The sequence below is a fragment of the Actinokineospora bangkokensis genome (assembly GCF_001940455.1).
Taxonomy (GTDB): domain Bacteria; phylum Actinomycetota; class Actinomycetes; order Mycobacteriales; family Pseudonocardiaceae; genus Actinokineospora; species Actinokineospora bangkokensis.
Genome location: NZ_MKQR01000018.1, coordinates 170,933 through 195,151 on the forward strand (window position 1 = coordinate 170,933; position 24,219 = coordinate 195,151).

General features: G+C 75.9%; 16 protein-coding genes. All 16 read left to right on the forward strand.

What is annotated here, in order from left to right:
• Positions 1-30: 30 nt before the first annotated feature.
• The 16 genes from BJP25_RS19050 (at position 31) to BJP25_RS19125 (ending at position 24,218) form a co-directional block, all read left to right on the forward strand.
• Positions 31-975, forward strand: coding sequence for a TauD/TfdA family dioxygenase (locus BJP25_RS19050; RefSeq protein WP_233158152.1), 945 nt, complete (start codon positions 31-33; stop codon positions 973-975).
• Positions 972-1,967 (forward strand): hypothetical protein, encoded by a 996-nt coding sequence (locus BJP25_RS19055; RefSeq protein ID WP_075976330.1) that lies wholly within the window; start codon positions 972-974, stop codon positions 1,965-1,967. Before BJP25_RS19050 ends, BJP25_RS19055 begins: the two co-directional genes overlap by 4 nt.
• Before the next feature lie 75 nt (positions 1,968-2,042).
• Positions 2,043-2,294, forward strand: a complete 252-nt coding sequence (locus BJP25_RS19060) for an acyl carrier protein (protein WP_075976331.1) — start codon at positions 2,043-2,045, stop codon at positions 2,292-2,294.
• A gap of 8 nt (positions 2,295-2,302) precedes the next feature.
• Entirely contained in the window at positions 2,303-3,535 is a 1,233-nt protein-coding gene (locus BJP25_RS19065; RefSeq protein WP_075976332.1) for a beta-ketoacyl-[acyl-carrier-protein] synthase family protein, read from the forward strand.
• Positions 3,532-4,272 (forward strand): alpha/beta fold hydrolase, encoded by a 741-nt coding sequence (locus BJP25_RS19070; protein ID WP_075976333.1) that lies wholly within the window; start codon positions 3,532-3,534, stop codon positions 4,270-4,272. The genes BJP25_RS19065 and BJP25_RS19070 overlap by 4 nt, the downstream gene beginning before the upstream one ends.
• A complete protein-coding gene (locus tag BJP25_RS19075) occupies positions 4,269-5,222 on the forward strand; it encodes an acyl-CoA thioesterase (protein WP_233158153.1) in 954 nt (317 codons plus the stop codon). The genes BJP25_RS19070 and BJP25_RS19075 overlap by 4 nt, the downstream gene beginning before the upstream one ends.
• Positions 5,219-6,286 carry a beta-ketoacyl synthase N-terminal-like domain-containing protein gene (locus BJP25_RS19080; RefSeq protein ID WP_075976334.1) on the forward strand — a complete coding sequence of 356 codons (1,068 nt, stop codon included), beginning with the start codon at positions 5,219-5,221 and terminating at the stop codon, positions 6,284-6,286. The genes BJP25_RS19075 and BJP25_RS19080 overlap by 4 nt, the downstream gene beginning before the upstream one ends.
• Entirely contained in the window at positions 6,283-6,627 is a 345-nt protein-coding gene (locus BJP25_RS19085; RefSeq protein WP_075976335.1) for a hotdog family protein, read from the forward strand. Before BJP25_RS19080 ends, BJP25_RS19085 begins: the two co-directional genes overlap by 4 nt.
• On the forward strand, positions 6,624-7,097 hold the full coding sequence (locus BJP25_RS19090; RefSeq protein WP_075976336.1) for a 3-hydroxyacyl-ACP dehydratase FabZ family protein: 474 nt from the start codon (positions 6,624-6,626) through the stop codon (positions 7,095-7,097). Before BJP25_RS19085 ends, BJP25_RS19090 begins: the two co-directional genes overlap by 4 nt.
• A complete protein-coding gene (gene fabG, locus BJP25_RS19095) occupies positions 7,094-7,834 on the forward strand; it encodes a 3-oxoacyl-ACP reductase FabG (protein WP_075976337.1) in 741 nt (246 codons plus the stop codon). The genes BJP25_RS19090 and fabG overlap by 4 nt, the downstream gene beginning before the upstream one ends.
• On the forward strand, positions 7,815-8,513 hold the full coding sequence (locus BJP25_RS19100; protein ID WP_075976338.1) for a 2-hydroxychromene-2-carboxylate isomerase: 699 nt from the start codon (positions 7,815-7,817) through the stop codon (positions 8,511-8,513). The genes fabG and BJP25_RS19100 overlap by 20 nt, the downstream gene beginning before the upstream one ends.
• 4 nt (positions 8,514-8,517) lie before the next feature.
• On the forward strand, positions 8,518-9,651 hold the full coding sequence (locus BJP25_RS19105; protein WP_075976339.1) for an acyl-CoA dehydrogenase family protein: 1,134 nt from the start codon (positions 8,518-8,520) through the stop codon (positions 9,649-9,651).
• A gap of 50 nt (positions 9,652-9,701) precedes the next feature.
• On the forward strand, positions 9,702-10,946 hold the full coding sequence (locus BJP25_RS19110; protein ID WP_158075682.1) for an amidase family protein: 1,245 nt from the start codon (positions 9,702-9,704) through the stop codon (positions 10,944-10,946).
• Complete coding sequence (sbnA, locus tag BJP25_RS19115) at positions 10,937-11,893, forward strand: 2,3-diaminopropionate biosynthesis protein SbnA (RefSeq protein ID WP_075976341.1); 957 nt, start codon at positions 10,937-10,939, stop codon at positions 11,891-11,893. The genes BJP25_RS19110 and sbnA overlap by 10 nt, the downstream gene beginning before the upstream one ends.
• On the forward strand, positions 11,890-23,373 hold the full coding sequence (locus BJP25_RS19120) for an amino acid adenylation domain-containing protein (protein WP_075976342.1): 11,484 nt from the start codon (positions 11,890-11,892) through the stop codon (positions 23,371-23,373). The genes sbnA and BJP25_RS19120 overlap by 4 nt, the downstream gene beginning before the upstream one ends.
• Positions 23,370-24,218, forward strand: a complete 849-nt coding sequence (locus tag BJP25_RS19125) for an ABC transporter permease (protein ID WP_158075683.1) — start codon at positions 23,370-23,372, stop codon at positions 24,216-24,218. Before BJP25_RS19120 ends, BJP25_RS19125 begins: the two co-directional genes overlap by 4 nt.
• Position 24,219: the final 1 nt, after the last annotated feature.

Sequence of the window (24,219 nt, forward strand, 5' to 3'; positions counted from 1 at the left end):
GACCACCACTCGCCGGCAACCGGGACACACGTGTTGGACGCGGCGGATCGCACCGCCGTCGGGGCGATCGCCGAGCGGTTGGCCGCCGACGGCGGGGAGATCTCCTCCGCCGAGTGGCTCGACCGGGTGCGCGACGCCGCGCTGGCGCTGCCCGTCGGGTTGCGCCGCAGCCTGCGCGCGCTGCAGCGGCACTCCGGCGCAGCGGGTTCGCTGCTGGTGCGCGGTCTGCCGATCGGGGACGCCGCCGCGCTGCCGCCAACCCCCGCCGTCGGCGGCAGCGCCCAGCACACGCCCACTCCCCCCTCCGCCGCGCTGATGCTCGCCGTCCTCGCCCTGGGCGAGCCGGTGGCGTTCCGCGCGGAGAAGAAGGGGCTGCTCGTGCACGACGTGGTCCCGGTGCCGGGCAGCGAGGAGATGCAGGGCAACGAGGGGTCGGTGGACCTGGAGTTCCACGTGGAGAACGCCTTCCACCCGCACCGCCCCGACCACGTGCTGCTGCTGTGCCTGCGCTCGGACCACGAGGGGACGGCCGGGCTGCGGCTCGCGTGCGCGCGGCGGGCGCTGCCCCTGCTGGACGACCGGGTGCGTGAGGCGTTGGCGCGCCCGGAGTTCGTGACGGCGCCGCCACCGTCGTTCGGCGGCGTCGGCGACGAGACCCAGCCGCACGCGGTGCTCGGCGGTGACCCGGATGATCCGGACGTGGTCGTCGACTTCGGCGTCACCCGGGCGGTGACCGCCGAGGGCGAGGCGGCGCTACCCGCCCTGCACGGGGCGTTGGCGGCCACTTCGCGGACGCTGGTGCTGCGTCCTGGCGATCTCGCGATCGTGGACAACCGGGTCACGCTGCACGGGCGGACGGCGTTCCGGCCGCGCTACGACGGCCGGGACCGCTGGCTGCAGCGCGCCTTCGCGGTGTCAGACCTGCGGCGCTCGCGCGACCACCGGCCCGCTGACGGCCACGTGCTGGTCCGGTGAGCACCGCGACGCGGGAGGCCGTCGGGGCGGCGCCGCGCCGGTCCACCGAGGGCTGGCACCGGCCGCTGCTCGTGCTGGCGGCGGCGATGGCGGTCGCGGCGGTGCTCACCTTCGCCGGGGTGCTGCTCGACCCGCGCGTGCTGGTGGGGGAACCGGTCTGGGTCAAGCCGTTCAAGTTCGCGCTGTCCATCGGCACGTTCGCGATCACGTGGTCGTGGCTCCGGGCGGTGCTGACCGCCGGGCGCAGGACCGCGGACGTGATCGGCTGGTTCCTCGTGCTGCTGCTGTCGGTGGAGTACCTAGGCTTGGTCGTCCAGGCCTTCCGCGGGCGGCGCAGCCACTTCAACAAGCAGAGCGCGTTCGACACCGTGCTCGGCAACGTCATGGGCATCTCGGCGGCGCTCATCATGGTCAGCTCGCTCGTGCTCGCCGTCCTGTTCCTGTTCGCCAGGTCGAGGGACAGGGCGGCGGTCTGGGCCATCCGCGCGGGCGCCCTCCTGTCCGTGGTCGGCATGGGCTTCGGCCCGCTGATGGGCGCGGAGACCGAGGTCCAGCGCGCCGCCCGGCTGGCGGGGCACGGTGAGGGGATCTTCGGCGGCCACAGCGTCGGCGTACCGGACGGCGGGCCATCGATGCCGCTGACCGGGTGGAGCACAGTGGGCGGTGACCTGCGCATCCCGCACCTGGTTGGCATCCATGCGCTGCAGGTGATCCCGCTCGTGCTGGTGCTGGTCGACCTCCTCGCCCGCCGCTGGGCGGCGCTGAGCCCGCAGGCCGTGCGGATCGGGTTGGTGGCTGTGGTCTCGGTGTCCTACGCTGGACTGCTCGCCACCGTCGCGTGGCAGGCGTTGCGCGGCCAGTCGCTGGTCCACCCGGACACCGCGACGCTGACCGCGCTCGGTGCCGTCGCGGGGTTCGCGCTGATCGGTTCGGCCGCCGTCGTGGGGGTGGGCGCGTTGCGCGGGAAATATAGGAAACCAATAGCCGCGTAGGCGACGGTTCACCCAGGAAGTCCTCTTGCCGCGGCACGGCCGCGCACATCCCGGAACAGAGCTAAGGGGAGAGCCATGTCTTCTGCCGTCACCGACCGCCCCGCCCGGATCAAGGAGATCGTCTGCGACATCCTCGAGATCGAGCCGTCGGAGTTGGGTGGGGCCGACCTGCTCAAGGAGGACCACGACGCGGACTCGATGGGCGCCATCGAGATCCTCGCCGCGCTCGAGCGCACCTTCGGCGTGCACATCGACCAGGCCGAACTGGCCCGCATGGTCAGCCTGGACGCGATCGTCGCCGTGGTCGACGAAGCCTCGGCGCGCTGAGGCCCGCCGTGCGCGACGACAACGGGCGGCCCCGGGTGGTGATCACCGGCCTCGGCGTGGTGACCAGCATCGGTGTGGGCGTCGCGGAGTTCACCGAGGGGTTGCGCGCGGGCCGCAGCGGCGCCAAGCCGATCACCGCGTTCCCCACGGAGGGCTACGACAGCGCCATCGGGACCGAGGTGACCGGGTTCGACCCGGCGCGCTGGCTGCACCGGACCGACCCGGCGGCGCTGGGCAGGGCCGCGCAGTTCTCCGCCGCAGCGGCCAGGATGGCCGCGGCCGACGCGGGACTGTCCGATGACCGGTTGCGCGCGGCGCGGTCGCTGGTGTCCATCGGCACCACCGATGGGGAGTCCCGCGACCTCGACGAGCTGACCGTCCAGCAGCGGGCGGGCGGCCCGGGGCGGCTCGACCGCGCGCTGGCGGGCCGGGTGCAGGCGGGCAAGCTGGCCACCAGCGCGGTGCGCGAGCTGGGGCTGGTGGACGTGGAGGCGGTCACCATCCCCACCGCGTGCGCGGCGGGCAACTACGCCATCGGGCACGGGGTCGACGCGCTGCGCGCGGGGGACGTCGACTTGGTGCTCGCCGGTGGTGTGGACGCCCTGTGCCGCAAGACTTTCGCCGGGTTCTACCGGCTCGGGGCGATGGCAGCGCGGGTGTGCAGCCCGTTCGACGCCGACCGCACCGGCATCCTGACCGGCGAGGGCGCGGGTGTGCTGGTGCTCGAGACAGCCGAGCGCGCGGCCGAGCGCGGGGCCCGGGTGTACGCCGAGGTTCTCGGCTACGGCTTGACCTGCGACGCGCTCAGCCCCGTCGCGCCGGACGAGGCCAGCCTCGCCCGGTGCATGACCCTCGCGCACGAGGACGCGGGCGTGGAACCCGAGGAGGTCGACTTCATCTCCGCGCACGGCACCGGCACCCGGGCGAACGACTCGACCGAGGCGGCCGCCATCCGGCGGGCCTTCAACGGGCCACCGCCGCCCACCGTGTCGATCAAGGGGATGCTCGGGCACACGATGGGCGCGGCCAGCGCGCTGGCCACCGCGGCGTGCGCGCTGTCGATCACCGAGGGGTTCATCCCGCCGACGATCAACCACACCAGGACCGACCCGGAGTGCGGGGTGGACTGCGTGCCCAACGTGGCCCGACCCGCGACGGTGCACGTGGCGCAGAACAACTCGCTCGCCTTCGGCGGCAACAACGCCGTGGTCGTCGTCGGCAGGCACCGGGAGTCGCCGTGACCGGGCGCGTGCGCGTGCTGTACCTGCACGGGCTCGCGTCCTCCCGCTCGATCTGGCGTGCGGCGGTGGCCGTGGCAGGGCCCGCCGTCGAGGCCGAGGCCGTGCAGCTGCCGTGGCACAACCTCGGCACGGGCGACTGGGCGCACACCCGCGACCCGGTGGACCAGCTCGTGGAGGTGCTCGACCGGCACCCCGTCGACGCCGTCGTGGCCCACTCGTTCACCGCCGGGCTGCTGCTGGAGGCAGTGTCGCGGCGGTTGCTGGCGCCGCTGCCCGCGGTGCTGGTCGGTCCGTTCTACCGAGCGGACCCGGCGGAGTTCGACTGGGCGACGCTGGCGCACCACGCAGGCGGGTTCCACCGGATCTTCGCCGAGGCGCTGCACCTGGACCGCCCCGGCGCGGACCCCGGGCGGGTCGCCGCGGCCGCCGAGGTGCTGCGCGACCGGGCAGGTCCCTACGGCTGGTTCCGGTTCTTCGACACCTACCTGCGCACGCCGTTCCTGGACCTGGCGGCGGTGACCGCCCCGCAGCTGGTCCTGGTCGGCGATGAGGACATCGCCACCCGGCCCGCGGAGGCGCGAGCGCTGGCCGCGGCGCTGCCCCTGGCGCGCGCCGAGGTGATCGAGGGTTGTGGGCACTTCCCGATGCTGCAGCGCCCCGCCCGCTTCTCCGCCGAGGTCGACGCCTTCCTCGCCGCCGTGACCACCACCCGACACCCGCACCTGGAGCCGACATGACCGCCACCACTGGACCCGCAGCGGGCGCCGGGGAAGCGCTGGCCGCTGCGACCTCGCCGACCACGCTCACCACGACCCCGCGCTACGAGGGCGCCAACATCTGCACCTGGATCGGCTTCAAGCACGTCAACTACCTGGTGGAGGAGGCCGTGCTCGACCACCTGCGCAAGAACGGCGCGCCCGCGGGCCTGCTCTACGAGCGGCACGGGCTGTGCGTGGACTTGGTCGACGTGGACACCAAGATGTTCACCGCCTTCCACGTCGACGACGTGGTGGTGGCCACCGTGCGCAGGCTCCCGGACGCGGGCGGGCAGCTGCGCCTGTCCGTGCTGCTGACCACCCGGGCCGACCCGGACACCAAGGTCGCCAGGGCCACGGTCGGCGTGGTGCTGCGCGCAGACCCGCGCGGCCTGCCCGCCGAGCCCGCTCCCGCCGCGCTCCTGCCGCACGTGGTCGGCGAGCTGGGCGAGCCCGCCACCGTGCCGCTGACCGGGGACCCCGTCGCGCAGCTCACCAGGGACCGCAACGCCTTCGCGTGGTCGTGGCGGGTGCCCTACCCGTACTGCCACTTCACCGAGCGCGTCCAGCTCAGCGGCTACCTGCGGCTGATGGAGGAGGCGGTCGACCTGTTCCTCGCCGACCGCGGGGTGTCGATCAAGACGCTGCTCGACGAGGACGACCTCATCCCGGTCGTGCCACGCTCGCACGTGCGGATCGTCGGCGAGGCGAAGATGGAGGAGCGGGTGCACACCGCCTTCACCGTGACCGAGGTCTTCAAGGACCTCACCTACACCGCGGCCATGGACTGCTACGTCACCCGCGGCGGCGCGCTGGTCCCGGTGGCGACCGGCACGATCACCCACGGCTACGCGATCATCGACAGCCGCCGCGACTGGAGCGTGGTGCCGTTCCCGGAGCGGCTCGCCGCGGCGCTGGGCGGTGCCCGGTGAGCACCGCAGTGGCGGCGCCGGAGTTGGTCGTCACCGCCTGGTCGGCGCTCTCGCCGTACGGCGTGGGCGCGGAGGCGTTCGGCGCGGGCGTGCTCGCGGGCCGATCGGCGCTGGCGGACCCGGCGGGGGCGGCGGGACCGTACCCGCGGGCCGGGATGGTGCCCGGCTTCACGCCCAAGGACCACCTGGGGCGCAGGGGGACCAGGGCGATGGACAGGTTGACCGGGCTCGCGGTCAGCGCGGTCGGACTGCTGGTGACCGAGGGCGGTCCGGGCCTGACCGACGACCTCGAGCGGGTCGGGCTGGTGTTGGGGACCGGGTCCGGCTCCGCGCAGTCCATCATGGACTTCACCACCGAGTCGCTGGTGGGCGACCGCCCCTACCTGGTGGACCCCGCGCAGTTCCCGAACACGGTGATGAACAAGGCGGCCGGGCAGAGCGCGATCTGGCACGGCCTGCGCGGCCCGAACACCACCATCACCGGTGATTGGCTCACCGGGCTGCTCGCGCTGAGCTACGCCTCCCGGCTGCTGCGCAACCGCCGCTGCGACCGGGTGCTGGTCGGCGCGGTTGAGGAGTGCACGCCGCAGCGCGGCTGGCTCGAGTGGCACGCAGGCGGTGACGGCGAGGCGCGGCCCGCCCTCGGCGAGGGCGGCGCGGCGTTCCTGCTGGAACCCGCGGGCGACACCGGCGGTCGCACCCCGCTCGCGGTGCTGCGCTCCACCCGCTTCCGCGCCGCGGGGGACGACCTGGCGGGGGCGCTGGCCGTGTGCGTCGACTCGGCGCTGGCCGACGCGGGGGTCGGCGCGGACCAGGTCCGGGTCGCCGCGCCGCTGCTGGCCGTGGACGGCGCCGAGCGCGCCGCGCTGCGGGCGGCACTGGGCGACCCGGGGCCGCGCGTGCTGGACACCCGCGCGCTGATCGGCGACACGACAGCCGCGGCGGCGGGCTTCCAGGTCGCCGCCGTGCTCGCGGCCCTGGCCGAGGACGGCGGCACCGGGCTGGTCACCTCGGTGGGCCGCGACCGCATGGTCGGCGCGGCGGTGCTGGAGGCGGTCCGATGAGCACCACCGCCCCACCCGGTCTGGTGGTGCCGCTGACCGCCGACCCGGCCGACCCGGTGTTCACCGGGCACTACCCGGGGTTCCCCATCCTGCCCGGCCTGTTCCTGGTGCAGCACGTGCACCGGGCCGCCACCGCGCACCCGGCGGTGGCCGGGCTGCGGCTGGTCGAGCTGGAGCGGGTCAGGTTCCGGCGGCCGGTGTACCCGGGCGACACCGCCGAGGCGGCGCTGGTCTTCGAGGCCGCGGGCGGTGGCGACCTGGTGTGCACGGCCGAGGTGGCTGTGCGCGGGCAGCGCGTCGCCGGGATCCGGCTGCGCTACGGGAACGGGGGGACGACGTGATCGGCGTCGAGGAGATCAAGCGGGTGATCCCGCACCGGTACCCGATCCTGCTGGTGGACCGGGTGGACGAGGTGGTGCCAGGTCAGCGGCTGGTCGCCCGCAAGGCGGTGACGGCGGCCGAGAGCTGCTACAGCGGCACCGGCGGTGACCAGGACCCGGCGTACCCGTTGAGCCACCTGCTGGAGTCGTGGGCGCAGGCCGCGGTGCTGCTGGCCTGCTGGGAGGCGCCGAACCCGGACGTGCTGGCAGGCAAGGTGGAGCTGGCGACCGGCATCTCCGGCGTGCGCCTGGGCGGTCCGGTGCTGCCGGGCGACGTGCTGGTGCACCGGGTGTCCCTGGTGCGGGCCGTGGACGACGCGGTGGTGCTGGCGGGCACGAGCGAGGTCGACGGCCGCGAGGTGCTGTCGGTGGCGTCGTTCTCCGCCGCGCTGCGCGACTCCTCGGTGCTGACCGAGGGGGTGGCGCGGTGAGCGCCCGCCCGGTCGCCCTGGTCACCGGCGGCTCGCGCGGCATCGGCCGCGCCGTGGTGACCCGGCTCGCCCGCGATGGCCACGACGTCGCGTTCTGCTACCGGGCCGATGACGACGCCGCGGCCGTGGTCGCGGCGGAGGCGGCCGCCGCGGGGGCGGCGGTGCTGGCCCGCCGGGTCGACGTCGCCGACGCCGACCAGGTCACCCGGTTCGTGCGGGCGGCGGAGGACGAGCTCGGCCCGCTCGCCGCCGCGGTCACCAGCGCGGGCATCGTGCGCGACCGGCCGATGGTGCTGCTCGACGAGGGCGACTGGCAGTCGGTGCTGCGCACCAACCTCGACGGCACCTTCCACGCCTGCCGCTCGGCGGTGTTCGGCATGGTCAAGCGCAAGGCGGGGGCGGTCGTGGTCCTGTCGTCCGTCAGCGGCGTGCACGGCAACGCGGGCCAGTCCAACTACTCCGCGTCCAAGGCCGGGGTCATCGGCTTCGCCAAGTCGCTGGCGAAGGAAGTGGGCCGCTACGGGGTCCGGGTCAACGCGGTGGCGCCGGGCTTCATCGAGACGGACATGACCGCGCCACTGGGCGCCGAGGTGGTCAGCGGGCTCGGCGAACGCATAGCGCTGCGGCGCTTCGGCACCGCCGCCGAGGTGGCCGACCTGGTGTCGTTCCTGGTGTCGGACCGCGCGTCCTACATCACCGCCCAGGTGCTCGGGGTCGATGGTGGCCTTGTCGTCTGAGCCGCGGTTCTACTTCTCGCTGCGCAGCCCGTACTCCTGGCTGGCGTTGCACGACCTGGTGACCCGGTTCCCCGACATCGCCCTGACCGCGCGGTGGCGCCCGTTCTGGGAGCCGGACGCGCGGTCGGCCGCGGCCCTGCGTGACCGCGGCGGCGACTTCCCGTACGCGCCGATGTCACGGGCCAAGCACCTCTACGTCCTCCAGGACGTCAAACGGCTGGCCGCCGAGCGCGGGCTGGTGCCCGCCTGGCCGGTGGACCGGGACCCGGTGTGGGAGGTGCCGCACCTGGCGTACCTGGTCGCCGAGCGGGCCGGGGCGAGCCGGGAGTTCGTGGCCGCGGTGACCGCCGCGCGCTGGGAGCGCGGGCTGGACATCTGCGACCCGGCCGTCGTCGGGGCGGCGGCGGCGGAGGTGGGCGTGGACCCGACGGCGGCCGCGGGCGCGGGCGAGGACCCGGACCTGCGCGCTGAGGGGGTCGAGCGGTTGCTGGACGTGTGCTCCGACGGCGTGTTCGGGGTGCCGTACTTCCGCCGGGGGCGGGCGCGGTTCTGGGGCGTCGACCGCCTGCCCGCGTTCGCCGCGCACGTCCGGGCCCGCTCCCCGCAGCCGGGGCCGGACCCCGGGCAACCGCTGGCGGGCGGACTGGTTGACGGGGGGCACGCCGGTGGGTGCGGGTGAACCGATGAGCGCTGGGGAGCAGGAGGATCCGGTGAACGGGTGGCGCACCGCGGTGCGGGAGTTCTGCGAGCGCGAGCTGCGCCCGCACGCCGTCGAGTGGGCGGAGGCGGGCCGGGTGGACCGCGGGCTGTGGCGCCGGGCGGGCGCGGACGGGCTGCTGTGCGCCGACGTCCCGACCGCGTACGGCGGTGGCGGGCGCGGGTTCGCGGCCGAGGTCGCGGTGGTGGAGGAGCAGGCGCGCGTCGGCGACACCGCCTGGGGGTTCACCGCGCACGAGGTCGTGGCCCAGTACGTGCTGGCGGGCGGCACAGAGGCGCAGCGGCGGCGGTGGCTGCCTGGGCTGGCCTCCGGGGAGCTGGTCGGCGCGATCGCGATGAGCGAGCCGGGCGCGGGTTCGGACCTGGGTGCGTTGACCACCAGGGCCGAGCCGGACGGCGACGAGTTCGTGCTGTGGGGCACCAAGGCTTTCGTCACCAACGGCGGCCTGGCCGACCTGGTGGTCGCGCCGGTCATGGTGGCGGGGGCACTGAGCCTGCTCGTCGTCGACACCCGCGCCGCCGAGCCGGGTCGCAGCCCGGTGGTCAAGATCGGCAGGCGCGGGCAGGACACCGTCGACCTGTGCCTGGACGGGCTGCGGGTGCCCGCGGCCGACCTGCTCGGCGGTGAGGTGGGCGGGGCGGCGGCGCTGTCGATGCCGCTGATGAGCAGGGAGCGGCTGCTCATCGCGGTGGCCGCGGTCGCGGCGGCGGAGGCGGTGCTGGCCGAGGCGGTGGCCTGGAGCAGGCGGCACGAGGTCTTCGGCCGCAGGCTCATCCGCCACCAGGGCACCCGGTTCGCGCTGGCCGAGTGCGCGGCGTCGACCGCGGCGGGCCGCGCCTTGGTCGACGACGTGGTGCGCAGGCACGTCGCGGGCGGGGTCTCCCCCGGCGACGCGGCGATGGTGAAGTTCTGGACCACCGAGCGGCTCTTCGACGTCGCGGACCGTTGCCTGCAGCTCTACGGCGGCCTCGGCTACACCGCGGGGCACCCGGTGGCGCGAGCTTGGGCGGACGCCAGGGTCACGCGCGTCTACGGCGGGGCCAACGAGGTCATGCGCGAGATCGTGGCCGCGTCCCTGGCGGGCGGTGCTCACCGGTGAGCGCACCCGGTGACGCCGACGCTGTGACCTGCCTGAACCGGGTGTCCGAAGTGGATGGCGCGGTACACGCGGTCATCGCGCTCGACCACCGCGCCACGCAGCGCCCGCCGGTCGCGGGCGAGCTGAGCGGCTTCCCCCTGCTGGTCAAGGACAACATCGATGTCGCGGGCCTGCCGTGCACGGCGGGTTCGCCGGTGCTGGCGGACCTGGCCCCGCCCGCTGACGCACCGGTCGTGGCCAGGCTACGGGCCGCGGGCGCGACCGTGCTGGGCAAGGCGAACCTGAGCGAGTGGGGGTGGTTCCGGTCGCGGGAACTGCCCGAGGGCTGGTCGGGCGTCGGCGGTCAGACCAGGAACCCGCACGACCCCGCGCGCAGCGCGTGGGGGTCCTCGGCGGGGTCGGCGGTGGCGGTCGCGACGGGCATGGCGCGCGTCGCCCTCGGCACGGAGACCGACGGGTCCGTGGTGGGTCCCGCCGGGGTGGTCGGCGTCGTCGGGCTCAAGCCGGAGACGGGCTTGCTGCCCACCCGCGGGATCGTGCCGCTCGCGCCGAGCACCGACGTGCCGGGGGTGTTCGCCAGGACTCTGGCCGACGCGGCCGCGTGCCTGGACGTCATGGCGGGCAGCGCCCCCGCCGCGGTCGTCCCGACCGAGCTGGCGGGACTTCGGCTGGGCGTGTGGCGGGTCCCCGGCACACCCGCCGAGGCCGACGCCGTGCTCTGCGCGGCGGTCGCGGCGCTCCGCGCCAGGGGAGCGGTGCCGGTGCCCGTCGACGCGGGCATCGCCCCCGAGGTCTCGGCCGCTGCGGCGCGTGCCCGGTTGGCGGAGTTCACCGCCGCGCTCCCCCACTACCTGAGGTCGCGGGGCGCCGCGGTCAGCACCGTCGCCGAGCTGGTCGAGGCCAACCGCGGTGACGGCGCTCCGCAGGAGGTGCTGGAGCACGCTGCGGCGCTCGACGAGGACGAGCTGGCGTTCGTCGCCGACGAGGGCGTGCGCGCCCGCTGGGTGGCCCGCGCCCGGCTGCGCGAGGTGCTTCGCGACAACAGTGTCTTCGCCGTGCTCGCGGCGACGAACCCGCCCGCGTGGCGGCTGGCCGACCGGGACCCGGTGGACCTGCCCGCGGCCTCCACACCCGCCGCGCTGGCAGGCGCCGCCGCGGTGTCGCTGCCCGCCGGGCTGGTCGACGGACTCCCGGTGGGGCTGTCGGTGTTCGGGCCGCGCGCGATGGCCGACCTGCTGCCGCTGGCCTTCGCCGTCGAGGCCGCGCTCGGGCGGGAGGTGCGGCTGTGCCCGTGATCACGGCACCGGAGCAGTTCAACGTCGGCGACCTGTACGTCGACCTGGCCGCGCTGGGCGACGTACCGCTGTTGCTCAAGTGCGAGGGCTTCAACTTCGCCGGGTCCGTCAAGCTCAAGGCCGCCGCCGAGATGGTGTCGGCGGCCGAGCGGGACGGGCGCCTCGGGCCGGGCAGTGAACTGGTGGAGAGCTCCTCGGGCAACCTGGGGGTGGCGCTGAGCCTGGTGGCGCGCAGCCGGGACCTGCGGTTCACCTGCGTCACCGACGCCCGCTGCACCCAGGCGGCCCGCAAGGTCATGACGAGCCTGGGCGCGACCGTGCACGTGGTCACCGAGCCGCACCCGGCCGAAGGCCTCCTCGGCGCTCGCATCCGGTGCGTGCGGGAGCTGTGCGCACGCGACGAGAAGGTGGTCTGGCTCAACCAGTACGCCAACGACGGCAACTGGCTCGCGCACTACCTCAGCACCGGACCGGAGATCTTCTCGGCGGTGCCGGACCTGGACGTGCTGTTCATCGGCGCGGGAACCACCGGCACCTTGATGGGGTGCGCGCGCTACCTGCGCGAGCAGCGGCCCGGGGTCGCGGTCATCGCGGTGGACACCGAGGGGTCGGTGACCTTCGGGGGCCCGCCGGGCACACGGCACATCCCCGGTCTCGGCACCTCGGTGCGCCCCGCCCTGCTCGACGAGTCCCACGTGGACGACGTCGTGGTGGTGCCGGAGGCGGAGGCGGTCGAGAGCTGCAGGCGGCTGGCCGGGCACGGCTTCCTGTTCGGCGGCTCCACCGGGACCGTCGTGGCGGGCGCCCGGCGCTGGCTGGCCACGGCGGGTGGCGCGCCGCGCGCCGTGGCCATCGCCCCGGACCTGGGCGAGCGCTACCTGGACACGATCTACGACGACGAGTGGGTGGCGCGGGCCTACAGCGCCGCACCCTGGAGGCAGTCATGACATCCGGCGTCCTTCCCCTCTCGGCGGGCCAGCGCGACATCTGGTTCGACCGGCTGCGCTCCGGTGGCGGCCGCGCCACCATGGGCGGCTACCTCGACATCACCGGTCCGGTCGACCCCGCGGCGCTGCTGCGAGCGGCACGGCTGCTGTTGGCGGAGGCCGAGTGCACCCGGGCCGTGGTCGTCGACCGCGGCGGCGAGGCGGCGCAACAGGTGGTGGACGCGCCTGCGCCCGTGGTGGTCGACCTGCGCGGGGCGGACGACCCGGCGGCCGCCTCGCTGGCCGTGCTCCGCACCGACCTCGCCGCCGCCTTCCCCGACGGGGCGCCGCCGGTGCGGGTGCGGCTGTGCCTGCTCGCCGACGACCGCGCCCACCTGGGCCTGTTCGTGGACCACCTGCTGTGCGACGGGTACAGCCAGGTCATCCTGTGGCGCAGGCTGGCGGCGCTCTACACCGCGCTGACCACCGGGGAAGACCACACCACCGACGTGCTGCCCCCGCTGGCGGGCCTGCTGGCGGCCGAGACCGCGAACCTGGCCGAGGCGGCGGTCGAGCGCGACCGCGCCTTCTGGGTCGCGCGCGGCGCCGAACCGTTCGAGCCGGTGACGCTCTCCCGCGGTCGCAACGCGCCGACGGCGGAGTTCGCCCGCCATGGCGGCGTCCTGGAGCACTCTGACGCCCTGCGCGCAGCCGCTTGGCGCTACCGCGTCACCTGGCCCACCGTGGTGCTCGCCGCCGCGGCCGCCTACACCGCCCGGCTCACCGGGCGCTCCGACGGGGTGCTGTCGCTGCCGGTGTCGGCCAGGGTCGGGCGCACCATGCTGACGACCCCCGGCATGGTCAACAACTTCGTGCCGCTGCGGGTGCCCGCGCCCGCTGCCGCGACAGTGGCCGACCTGGTCCGCGCCACCGTCGACGAGCGCAAGGCGGTCACCCGCCACCAGCGGCTGCGGGCCAGCGGCATCCGCCGGGCGCTGGGCCTGCGCAGCGACGACCCACGCCCGTTCGGCCCGTTCGTGAACTTCCTGCCGCAGGACGGGGCGCTACGGCTGGGCCCGTGCGCGGCCGAGGTGCGCAGCCTCTCCACCGGACTGGTGGATGACTTCGAGTTCACCGCCGCCGAGGGTGCCGGGTCGGACCTGGAGCTGTACGCGGTCGGGAACCTGGGCCTGCACACCGACGCCGAGGTCGCCGCGCACCGCACCCGCTTCGCCGATTTCCTGCACCGCCTGGCCACCGCCGGTCCCGGCACCCCGCTCGGGCGGATCGGGGTCGCGACCACCGCCGAGGCCGCGCCGCTGGTCGGTCCGCCCGGCGAGCCGCACGTCGGCATCACCGCGCGGGTCGCCGCGCACGCGGCCTCCACGCCGGACGCCACCGCCGTGCAGAGCGATCGCGGCAGCATCACCTACTCCCAGCTGGTGGCCCGCGCGGCGGCGGTGTCCACGCGGGTCCACGGGCCGGTGGCCGCTGTCCTGGCCGCGCGGGGGATCGACTGCGTGACCGCGGTGCTGGGCGTGCTGGGAGGTGGCGCCGCGTACCTGCCGCTGGACGTTCACAGTCCCTACACCCGCCTCGCGGCCCTGCTGGAGGACAGCGGCGCGGCGTCCATCGTCGCCGACCCCGCGCACGAGGGCTTGGCCCGCGACCTCGCGGGTGGGCGGCCGGTGGTCGTCGTGGGCGGCACGGCCGAGCCGCCGCCGGTGCGGCAGCCCGCGGGCGCACCGGCGTACGTGATCTACACGTCCGGTTCGACGGGCAGGCCCAAGGGCGCGGTCGTGCACCACGGCGGCATGGTCAACCACCTTTTGTCCAAAGTGGATGAACTGAGTCTTGGGCCAGCGGACGTGGTGGTGCACAACGCGCCGCTGACCTTCGACATCTCGGTGTGGCAGATGCTCGCGGCCCTTGTCGTCGGCGGCTGCGTGCGGGTCGTGGACCGGCACACGGGGGCCGACCCGGAGCGGTTGTTCGGCCTTCCAGGGGCGACTGTCCTGGAGGTCGTGCCGTCGCTGCTGCGCGCCGCGCTCGACGGCTGGGACGCAGGCGCGCCCACCCCGGCAGCGGTGCCGCGCGTGCTGCTGGCCACCGGGGAAGCGCTGCCTGGCGAGCTGGTGGACCGGTGGCTGGCGCGGTTCCCCGGGACACCCGTGGTGAACGCGTACGGCCCGACCGAGTGCTCCGACGACGTGGCGCACGCCGCCCTGGCGGAGCCGATCGGGGGCGGGCGGGCACCGATCGGGACACCGGTGCGCGGCACCCGGCTGCTGGTGCTGGGCGATGACCTGCGGCCGCTGCCACCCGGCGTGCCGGGAGAGCTGTACGTGGGTGGCCGAGGCGTCGGCCTCGGCTACCGGGGGGACACCCCGCGCACGGCCGCGACGTTCGTCGCGGACCCGTGGGGCGGGCCGGGTGAGCGGATGTACCGGACGGGGGATCGAGTGGTGCTGCGCGCGGACGGGCGGTTGGAGTTCCTGGAGCGGCGGGACGAGCAGGTGAAGGTCCGGGGGCACCGGGTGGAGCCGGGGGAGGTCGAGGCCGTGCTCCGCGGCCTGCCCGAGGTCGCCGACGCGGCGGTGGCCGCGGTGCCCGCCGCCGACGGGCACCGGGTGCTCGTCGGCTGGCTGGTGCCCGCTCCCGGCACGGCGGTGGACACCACCCGGGTGCGCACCAGGCTCGCGGCGGCGCTGCCCGAGCACCTGGTGCCCTCGGTGCTGGTGGCGCTGTCCGCGCTGCCGCTCACGGCGCACGGCAAGGTCGACCGGGCCGCGCTACCCGCCCCCGACCTGGACCGGGCGGAGACCGATTCGGGACAGGAGCAGGCCACCGGGGCGCGGACGGTGCTGGCCTCGGCCATGGCCGAGGTGCTCGGCGTGCGGTCGGTGGACCCGGGCGAGAACTTCTTCACCGCGGGCGGCGACAGCATCGGCGCGATCAACCTGGTCAACCGGGTCCGCTCGGCCGGTCTGGTCATCACCCCGCAGGACGTGTTCGAGCACCCGACCCCAGCGGCGCTGGCCGAGGTGGCGGTGGACGTCGCCCGGCCGGTGGCCGCGGAGGACGGGCTCGGCGCGCTGGTCCTGCCCCCAGCGGTGCAACAGCTGCGCGACGACGTCGGCGGCCGCGCCGACCTGGTCCGGGACTACGCCCAGTACGCCGTGGTGGACCTGCCACCGGAGGCCGACGCCGCAGGCGTGCGCGCCGCGCTGCGGGCGCTGGTTGACCACCACGACGCCCTGCGCATGACGCTGTCCGTGCCGGTCCCCGGCCTGTGGGGCTTGGCGGTGCCCACCGCCGATGGCGCGCCGGTACCGCTCGTTGTGGTCGACGCCGAACCGACCGGCGCGGAGCTGGCCACCCGGCGCGCCGAGGCCGCCGCCGCGCTCTCACCCGAGGACGGCGCCCTCGTGCGCGCGGTGCTGTTCGAGCGCGCGCACGTGCTCCTGCTGGTGGTGCACCACTTCGCGGTGGACGGCGTCTCGTGGCGCGTGCTGCTGGCGGACCTGCGCGCGGCCTGGGAGGGCAGGGCGCTGGAGCCGGTGCCCACCTCGTTCCGGGGCTGGACGCGCGCGATCACCGAGGAAGCGGCCGGGGACCGGCGGCTCGCGGAACTGCCGCTGTGGCGGGCGGCGGAGGCGACCGGACCATCTTCGCTGGACCGCGAGCTGGACACCGGCGAGACGGCGGGCAGCCTGCGCGTCGAGCTGTCTCCGGAGGTCACCGGGGCGCTGCTGCACGGGGTGCCCGCGGCCGCGCACGCCGAGCCGGTCGAGGTGCTCGTCGCCGTGCTCGCCACCGCGCTCGGCGACGGTGGGCCGGTGACCATCGAGGTGGAAGGGCACGGCCGCGAACCGGTCGGGGACGCCGACCTGTCCCGCACCGCGGGGTGGTTCACCTCCGCCTTCCCGCTGCGCGTCGACCCCGGCCGCGGGGTCGGTGAGGCCGTGCACGCGGTCAAGGCCGCGCTGCGCGCGCTGCCCGACCGGGGCGCGGGTTACGGCAGGCTCCGCCACCTCAACCCGCAGGCGGGGCGGGTGCTCACCGGGCGCGCGCCCAGCTTCGGCCACAACCACCTGGGCCGCTTCGACACCACCGGCGGCCCGTGGTCGCTGCGCGCGGACCGGATGGGCCTGCTCGCCAACCCCGCGCTGCCGCTGCGCCACGAGGTCGAGGTCGTCACCGCCGTGGTGGACCGGCCGGGCGGGCCGGTGCTGCTGGCCGAGTTCACCTGGGCGGGCAGGCTGCGCACCGACGCCGAGGCCGCGGTGCTGGCCGACCGGTGGCGCGCCGCGGCCGAGGAGCTGGGCGCGCGGGCCGCCGCGGGCGCCGTGCGCCGCGGGCCGGAGGACTTCCCGCTGGTGCGGGTCACCCAGTCCGAGGTGGATGCCCTGGAGGCGGTGCCGGGCGGATTGGCCGACCTGCTGCCGCTCACCCCGCTGCAGCGGGCGCTCGTGCTGCACGAGCAGGACACCTACACCGTGCAGATGGTCGTGGACCTGGCCGGGCCCCTCGACGCGGATGCCCTGAGCGCCGCGGCACGGGCGCTCGTCGCCCGGCACACCGCCCTGCGCACGACCTTCCACCAGCGCGCCGACGCGGACCCGCTGCAGGTCGTGCACACGGCTCTCGAACCACCTTTCACCCTTCTCCGGGCGCGGGACGCGGAGGAGCTGGCCGCGCTCACCGAGGCCGACCGGACGGCGCCGTTCGGCGACGGCCCACTGGTGCGCTTCACGCTCGTGCGCACCGGCGCCGACCAGGCCCGGCTGCTGTGGACCACGCACCACCTCGTCACCGACGGCTGGTCCAACGCGCTGCTCGCCGAGGAGCTGTTCACCCTCGCGGGCGGCGGGGAGGTGACCAGGCCCGCGGTCGGCCCGCGGGAGCACCTGGCCCACCTCGCCGGGTACGACGCCGCGGCCGCGGCCGCGGCATGGCGCGCTGAGTTCGACGGCGTGGACGGCCCGACCGTCCTGGGCGCGCCCACGCGCGGCGCGGAGCTGCCCAAGAGCGAGGTCGTCGAGCTGGACCAGGGCCGCACCGCGGCCTTCACCGCGGCCGCGCGCTCGCGCGGGCTCACGCCGGGCAGCGCGCTGTCGGTGGCGTACGCGCTCGTGCTCGGTGCCCGCACCGGTCGCAGCGACGTCGTCTTCGGCGTCGTGACCGCGGGCAGGCCCGCTGACCTGCCCGGGGCGGACAGAGCTGTCGGGGCGTTCATGCACACCATGCCGGTGCGGGTGCGGCTCGCCCCGGACATGACCGCCGCGCGGCTGGCCGCCGAGGTGGTCCGCAGTCGGTCCAGGCTGGAGCCGCACCAGCACGGGGGGCTCGCCGGGGTGCAGCACGCCACCGGGCAGGCCCAGCTGTTCAACACCGTGCTCAGCGTGCACAACTACCCGCTGGCCGACTTCCGCGCCGTCGACGGCCTGGTGCCCGGGGTGCGGGTCACCGGCGGAGCAGCCCGGGTCGCGGCCGAGTACCCGCTGGCCGTCGAGGCGGTGCCGGGCGAGCGGTTGCGGCTCTCGGTCCAGTACCGCCCGGACACCGTGACCACCGAGGCCGCGCGGGCAGTGCTCGACGCGCTCGTCGCCGTCGTCGACTGGTTCGCCGAGGACGCCGACCGTCCGCTGCGCGACGCGCCCACGCTCGCCCCCGGCGAGCGGGCACTGGTGCTGGGCGGCGGGGACGCGCCACGGGAGCCCGACACCACCGTCGTCGAGCGGTTCCACGCGGCCGCGCTGGCCGCGCCCGAGGCCCCCGCGGTCCACGACGCCACCGGCGAGACCTCCTACGCCGTCCTCGCCGAGCGGGTCAACCGCACGGCGCGGATGCTGATCAGCCACGGCGTCGGCCCCGGCGACGCCGTGGCCGTCGCCCTGCCCCGCTCCCTCGACCAGGTCGTGGCCCTCCTCGGCGTGCTGACCGCAGGCGCGGCCTACGTCCCGGTGGACGTCGAGCACCTGTCCGACCGGGTCACCGCCGTGCTGGCCGAGGTCGAACCGGCCGCCGTGCTCACCCGCGACGGCCGGCCACCCGCAGACCTCAGCGCCCCCGACGGCACCCCGGTGCTCGGCCTGGGCGGCGCCGCGTTCTCGGGAGCACCGGTCACCGACGCCGACCGCACCGCCCCGCTGACCGCCCGGCACGCCGCCTACCTGGTCCACACCTCCGGTTCCACCGGGACGCCCAAGGGCGTGGTCGTCGAGCACGGAGGTGTGGTCGCGATGGTGGAGAGCCTGGTCGAGCGCTTCGGCCTGACCACCGGCCCGCGGGTGCTCCAGTTCGCCTCGGTCGCCTTCGACGCCCACGCCTGGGAACTGGGCCTGGCCCTGCTCACCGGCGGCACCCTCGTGCTGACCGGCCCGGAGCACAGGCTGCCCGGCGACCCGCTGGCCGACCTGCTGGTGTCCGCCCGCGTCAGCCTGCTCTGCGTGCCGCCCGCCGTGGCGCTGGACCTGCCGCACCGCGACCTGCCCGCCGACACCGTGCTGGTCGTGGCGGGCGAGGCCTGCCCGGACGGCGTGCTCGACCGCTGGGCGCACCGGGTGCGGCTGCACAACGGCTACGGGCCCACCGAGTCCGTGGTCGCCGCCACCGTCGCGGGCCCGCTGACCGGCACCGGCCGCCCGTCCATCGGCAGGCCCACCCGGGCGCACCGGGTGCGGCTGCTCGACGCGTGGCTGCGCCCGGTCCCGCCCGGCGCGCCCGGCGAGCTCTACGTCGCCGCCAACCTGGCCCGCGGGTACCTCGGCCGTCCCGGGCAGACCGCGGCGCGGTTCGTCGCCGACCCGTTCGGCCCGGCGGGGTCGCGGCTGTACCGCACCGGCGACCTGGCCAGGCAGCGCCCGAACGGCGAGCTGGACTTCCTCGGCCGGGTCGACGACCAGGTCCAGGTGCGCGGCTTCCGCGTCGAGCCGGGCGAGGTGGTCGCCGCGCTCACCCGCCACCCGGGCGTCGCCAGGGCGGCCGTCGTGCCGCGCGGCGTGGACGGGCAGCGGCGACTGGTGGCCTACGTGGTGCCCGCAGGGACGTTCGACGCGGCCGAGCTGCGCGCGCACATGGTCACCGCGCTGCCGGAGCACATGGTGCCCGGAGCCTTCGTCGAGGTGGCGGACCTGCCGCTCACCCCGCGGGGCAAGCTCGACGTCGCCGCGCTGCCCGACCCGGTGGCGGTGGTTGACGACCGCGGACGGGCACCCCGCGACGAGGTCGAGCGGATCCTGCTCGACCTGTACCGGGACGTGCTCGACCGGCCGGGGCTGGGCGTCGAGTCGGACTTCTTCGCCGAGGGCGGGCACTCGCTGCTGGTGACCAGGGTGATCGCCCGCGCCCGCGCGGCGCTGGGGGTCGACCTGCCCATCCGCGCCGTGTTCGAGCTGCGCACGGTCGAGGCACTGGCTGCGTGGATGGCCGAGGACGCGCGCGCGGAGAGGCCGGAGCTGGTGCGAGCGGACGTGCCGGACGACGCGGAGCACCCGCTGTCCTCGGCGCAGCGCCGGTCGTGGTTCCAGGCCAGGCTGCAGGACGGCGACCGCGCCACCTACACCGTCCCGGTGGCGGTGCGGCTGTCCGGGCGGGTCGACGAGCCCGCGCTCGACGCTGCCGTCCGCGATGTCGCGCTGCGGCACCCGGTGCTGCGCACCGCCTTCCCGGAGGTCGACGGCGAGCCCAGCCAACGGGTCCTCGCGAGCACCGGGCACGCCGGGGTCGTCACCGTCGACCTGGACCCGGCGCTGCTGCGCCAGACCCTGCTCGCCGAGGCCGCCACCGGCTTCGCCACCACCGAACCCGGCCTGCGCTCGCGGCTCTACCGGCTCGGGCAGGACGACGCCGTGCTGCTGCTGCTGTTCCACCACATCGGCTTCGACGGCGGTTCGCTCGAACCGCTCATGCGCGACCTGGGCACCGCCTACCGCGCCCGCGTCGCCGGGACCGCCCCGCGGTGGAGGCCGCTGCCCGTCCGGTACTCCGACTACGCCCGGTGGCAGCGGGAACTCCTGGGCACCGACGACCGGCCCACCACCACCGCCGCCGATCAGGTGGCGCACTGGCGGGCGGCGCTGGCCGGGCTGCCCGAGGAGCTGCCCCTGCCGACCGACTTCCCCCGTCCCGCCACCGGGTCCGACGCGGGCGGTGAGATCGAGTTCACCGTGGACTGCGGCCTGCTGGCGGGCGTCCGGCGGTTGGCGGCCGAAACCGCCACCACCCCGTTCATGGTGCTGCAGGCGGCGGTGGCGGCCCTGCTGACCCGGCTGGGCGCGGGCACCGACATCCCGCTCGGCACCCCGGTCGCCGGGCGGAGCGAGGCCGCGCTGGACGACCTGATCGGGTTCTTCGTCAACACCGTGGTGCTGCGCGTGGACACCGCGGGCGACCCGACCTTCCGCGAGCTGCTGGCCAGGGTGCGGGCGGTCGACCTCGCCGCGTACGCCAACCAGGACGTGCCGTTCGAGCAGGTCGTCGACGAGCTGAGGCCAGAGCGGTCACTGTCGCGGCACCCGCTGTTCCAGGTGCTGGTCGCCCTGCAGCAGGGTGCTCCAGCCGTCGCGCTGCCGGGGTTGGTGGCGCGCGTCGAGCGGGTGCCCACGGCCGCGGCGAAGTTCGACCTGACCGTCGAGTTCGCCGAGCACGGTGACGGCCTCGGCGGCCTGCTGACCTTCCGCCGCGACCTGTTCACCGAGCGGACCGCGGCCGCGATCACCGACCGGATCGTGCGGGTCCTGCGCGCGGTGACCGCCGCGCCCGACACCCGCGTCAGCGCGGTGGACCTGCTCGGCGCGGAGGAGCGCGAGCAGGTCCTGGTGCGGTGGAACGCCACCCGCCGCGAGGTCCCGCCGATCGGGCTGCCCCGGCTGCTCGCCGAGCAGGCGGCCCGCACGCCGGACCGCCCCGCCGTCGTCGACGGCGAGCGGGTGCTCGACTTCCGCGAGCTGGACGAGGCGTCCGCGCGGTTGGCCGTCGAGCTCGTCGCCAGGGGCGCTGGGCCGGAGCGGGTCATCGCGCTCGCACTGCCGCGCGCGGCGACAGCCGTTGTGTCGGTGCTCGCCGTCCTGCGCACCGGAGCGGCCTACCTGCCTGTGGAGCCGACCCACCCGGTGGCGCGCCTGCGGGGCATGGTCGAGCGCGCCGGCGCCGGGATCCTGCTCACGACCGCGGAGTTCGCGGCAGCCCTGCGCGGGTGCGCCGCTGACATCGCCGACGTCGTCGTGCTCGACGACCCCGCCACCGCCGCCGCGATCTCCGCGCACGACCCGGCGGCGGGCGCCCCGGTCGAGCCGGACCAGGACTCCGCGGCGTACGTGATCTTCACGTCGGGGTCGACCGGGCAGCCCAAGGGCGTGGTGGTCCCGCACCGGGCGGTGCGCAACTACCTGGCCTGGGTGCTGGCCGAGCTGCCCGCCTCGGGCCGGGGGGCGCTGGTCATCTCGCCGCTGTCGTTCGACCTGACCGTCACCGGGCTCTACGCGCCGCTGCTGGCGGGCGGGCCGGTGCACCTGGTCGACCCGACGGGCCCGGTCCCGGCAGACCCGGTGGCCGCCCGCGACGGGGTGGCGTTCCTCAAGGCCACCCCGAGCCACCTGGCGCTGCTCGACGCGCTGCCCGCGCCGCTGGTGCCCACCGCGGAGCTGTGCCTGGGCGGCGAGCCACTGCCCGGTCGCGAGCTGCGCGGCTGGCGCGACCGGCACCCCGGCGGCCGGGTCGTCAACGAGTACGGCCCGACCGAGACCACGGTGGGCTGCACCGTGTTCGCCGTCGAGCCGGGCGAGCGGGTGCCCGACGGCGTGCTGCCGCTGGGCAGGCCGATCTGGAACACCAGGACCTACGTGCTCGACGAGCGGCTGGCGCCCGCACCGGTCGGGGTCGTCGGCGAGCTGTACGTGGCGGGCGAGGGACTGGCGCGCGGCTACGCGGGCAGGCCGGACCTGACCGCCGAGCGGTTCGTCGCCGACCCGTTCGGCCCGCCGGGGTCCCGGATGTACCGCACCGGCGACCTCGCCCGCTGGGACGCCTCGGGCGACTTGGTCTTCGGCGGCCGTCGCGACCACCAGGTGAAGCTGCGCGGGTTCCGCGTCGAGACGGGGGAAGTCGAGGCCGTGCTGGCGGCGCACCCGGACGTGGTGCGCGCCGCCGTCGTGGTCCGCGACGACCGGACGGGCGACCCGGCGCTGGTCGCCTACGTGGTGCCGCGCGGCGGCGTCGCAGTTCAGGCGTTGGTTGACCACGCCCGCTCGCTGCTGCCGGATTACCTGGTGCCGTCGTCCTTCACGCTGCTCGACGAACTGCCCCTGACGGGCAACGGCAAGCTCGACCGCGGTGCCCTACCCGCCCCCGAGGCGGTTCCCACCGCGCCACCGGGCGGTCGCGCACCGCGCACCCGCGAGGAGGAGGTGCTCGTCGGGATCGTCCGCGAGGTGCTGGCCGTCCCCGCGGTTGGCGTCACCGACAACGTCTTCGACGCCGGCCTCGACAGCATCCGCACGATCAAGGTGGTCGCCAGGGCGCGCAAGGCCGGGGTGGCGCTGGAGGTCGCGGACGTCTTCGCCCACCAGTCGGTCGCGGAGATGGCGGCAGTGCTGGCCGAGCGGGCCAGGGTCGAGCGCGCGGCCGCGGCCCCGGTCGCGCCCGCGGCCAGGGTCGCCAGGGTGTTCGACCGGCTCGGGGACCTGGACCCGTTCGCCACGGTGCTGCGGCTGCGTGCGGGCGGCGACCTGCCCCCGGTGTTCTGCCTGCCCAGCGGGGTCGGGTTCAGCCTGCCCTACGTCGGGCTCGCCGAGCACCTCGACCCGGCGCACCCGATCTACGGCATCCAGGCGCCCAGCGTCACCGAGCTGGCACCCCGGCCGGGCACCGTGGAGGCGTTGGCCGACGAGTACGTCGAGCTGATCAGGCGGGTCCGCAGCCGAGGGCCGTACCACCTCGTCGGCTGGTCGTTCGGCGGCGTCCTCGCCCACCGCGCGGCCGTGCGGCTGCGGGAGCTGGGCGAGCAGGTGGGCCTGCTGGCCAACCTCGACGCCTACCCGGGAGTGGCGGACAAGGCCGCGGCGGGCGGGAGCGGGCAGGGCGTGCCGGAGCAGGAGCTGCTGGCCTGGCTGGCCCGCACGACCGGCGGCGCCCGGTTGGCCCCCGGCGCGACACCGGCGGACGTGCTGGCCGAGCTGAAGCGCGCGGGCAGCCCGATGGCCGCCTTGGGCGAGCGGCGGTTGGCCGCGGTGGTCGAGCAGATGCACGCCAACCAGCGCCTCCTCGCCGGCTACCTGCCGCAGCGCTACGACGGTGAGATGCTCCTCGTCACCGCGACCGCGGGCCTGTCGGAGGCGGAGGTCCAGGCGCGCACAGCCCGCTGGGTCCCGCACACCGCGGGCCTCGACGTGCACCGCGTGCCGTGCGCGCACGACGACATGATGGAACCGGCACCGCTGGCGGTGGCGGGCGCGGCGATCGCGGCGCGCCTGGCCGCCTGGCACGGGACCGCGCGGTGACCGCCCACCCCCGCACCGCCGCGGCCGACCCGGGACCCGCGGTCGGCCAGCCCCCGGTCCCCGCGACGTCGGCTCGCCGGACCGTGGTGGAGGCGTTGGTCTTCGCCGGGCGGCGGTTGCGGCACCTGCGGCGCAACCCGGCCAGGGTCCTCGGGGTCGCGCTCAACCCGGTGCTGTTCCTGGTCGTCTTCGGCCACCTGCTCACCGCCGCGATGGTCGTGCCGGGCGCCGGGTCGTACGCGGAGTACCTGTTCGCGGGCGCGGCGGTGCAGGTCGGGCTGGCCTGCGTGGGGTCAGCGGCCGGGGCCGTCGCCACGGACCTGCGCGGCGGGCTCGTCGACCGGTTCCGCTCGCTGCCGGTGGCCAGGCCCGCGGTCCTGCTCGGGCAGGTGCTCGCCGACACCGCGGCCGCCTGCGGTGCGCTGGCTGTGGTCGCGGCGGTCGGGCTGCTGGTCGGGTGGCGCGCCCGCACCGGTCCGGTCGAGGTGCTGGCCGGGTTCGGGGTGGCGCTGCTGTTCGCCTTCGCGATGGCGTGGGTGGGCGTGCTCATCGGGCTCGCGGTGGGTGACCCGGAGTCCGTCGGCGTGCTGACCCCGGTGCTGGTCGTCGTCCTCCCGCTGCTGTCCAACGCCTTCCTGGCACCGCAGGGCCTGCCGGCGTGGCTGCGGCCCGTGGCCGAGTGGAACCCGCTGACGGCGGTGGTCTCCGCGTGCCGGGTGCTGTGGGGCAACGCCCCGCCGACCGCGGGCACCCCGGTCGTGACCGCAGTGGGCGCGCTCGCCGTGGTGGTCGCCTGCGCGGCCGCGCTCTGCCTGCGCCGCTACCAGGCGCCCGCCACCCGATGAG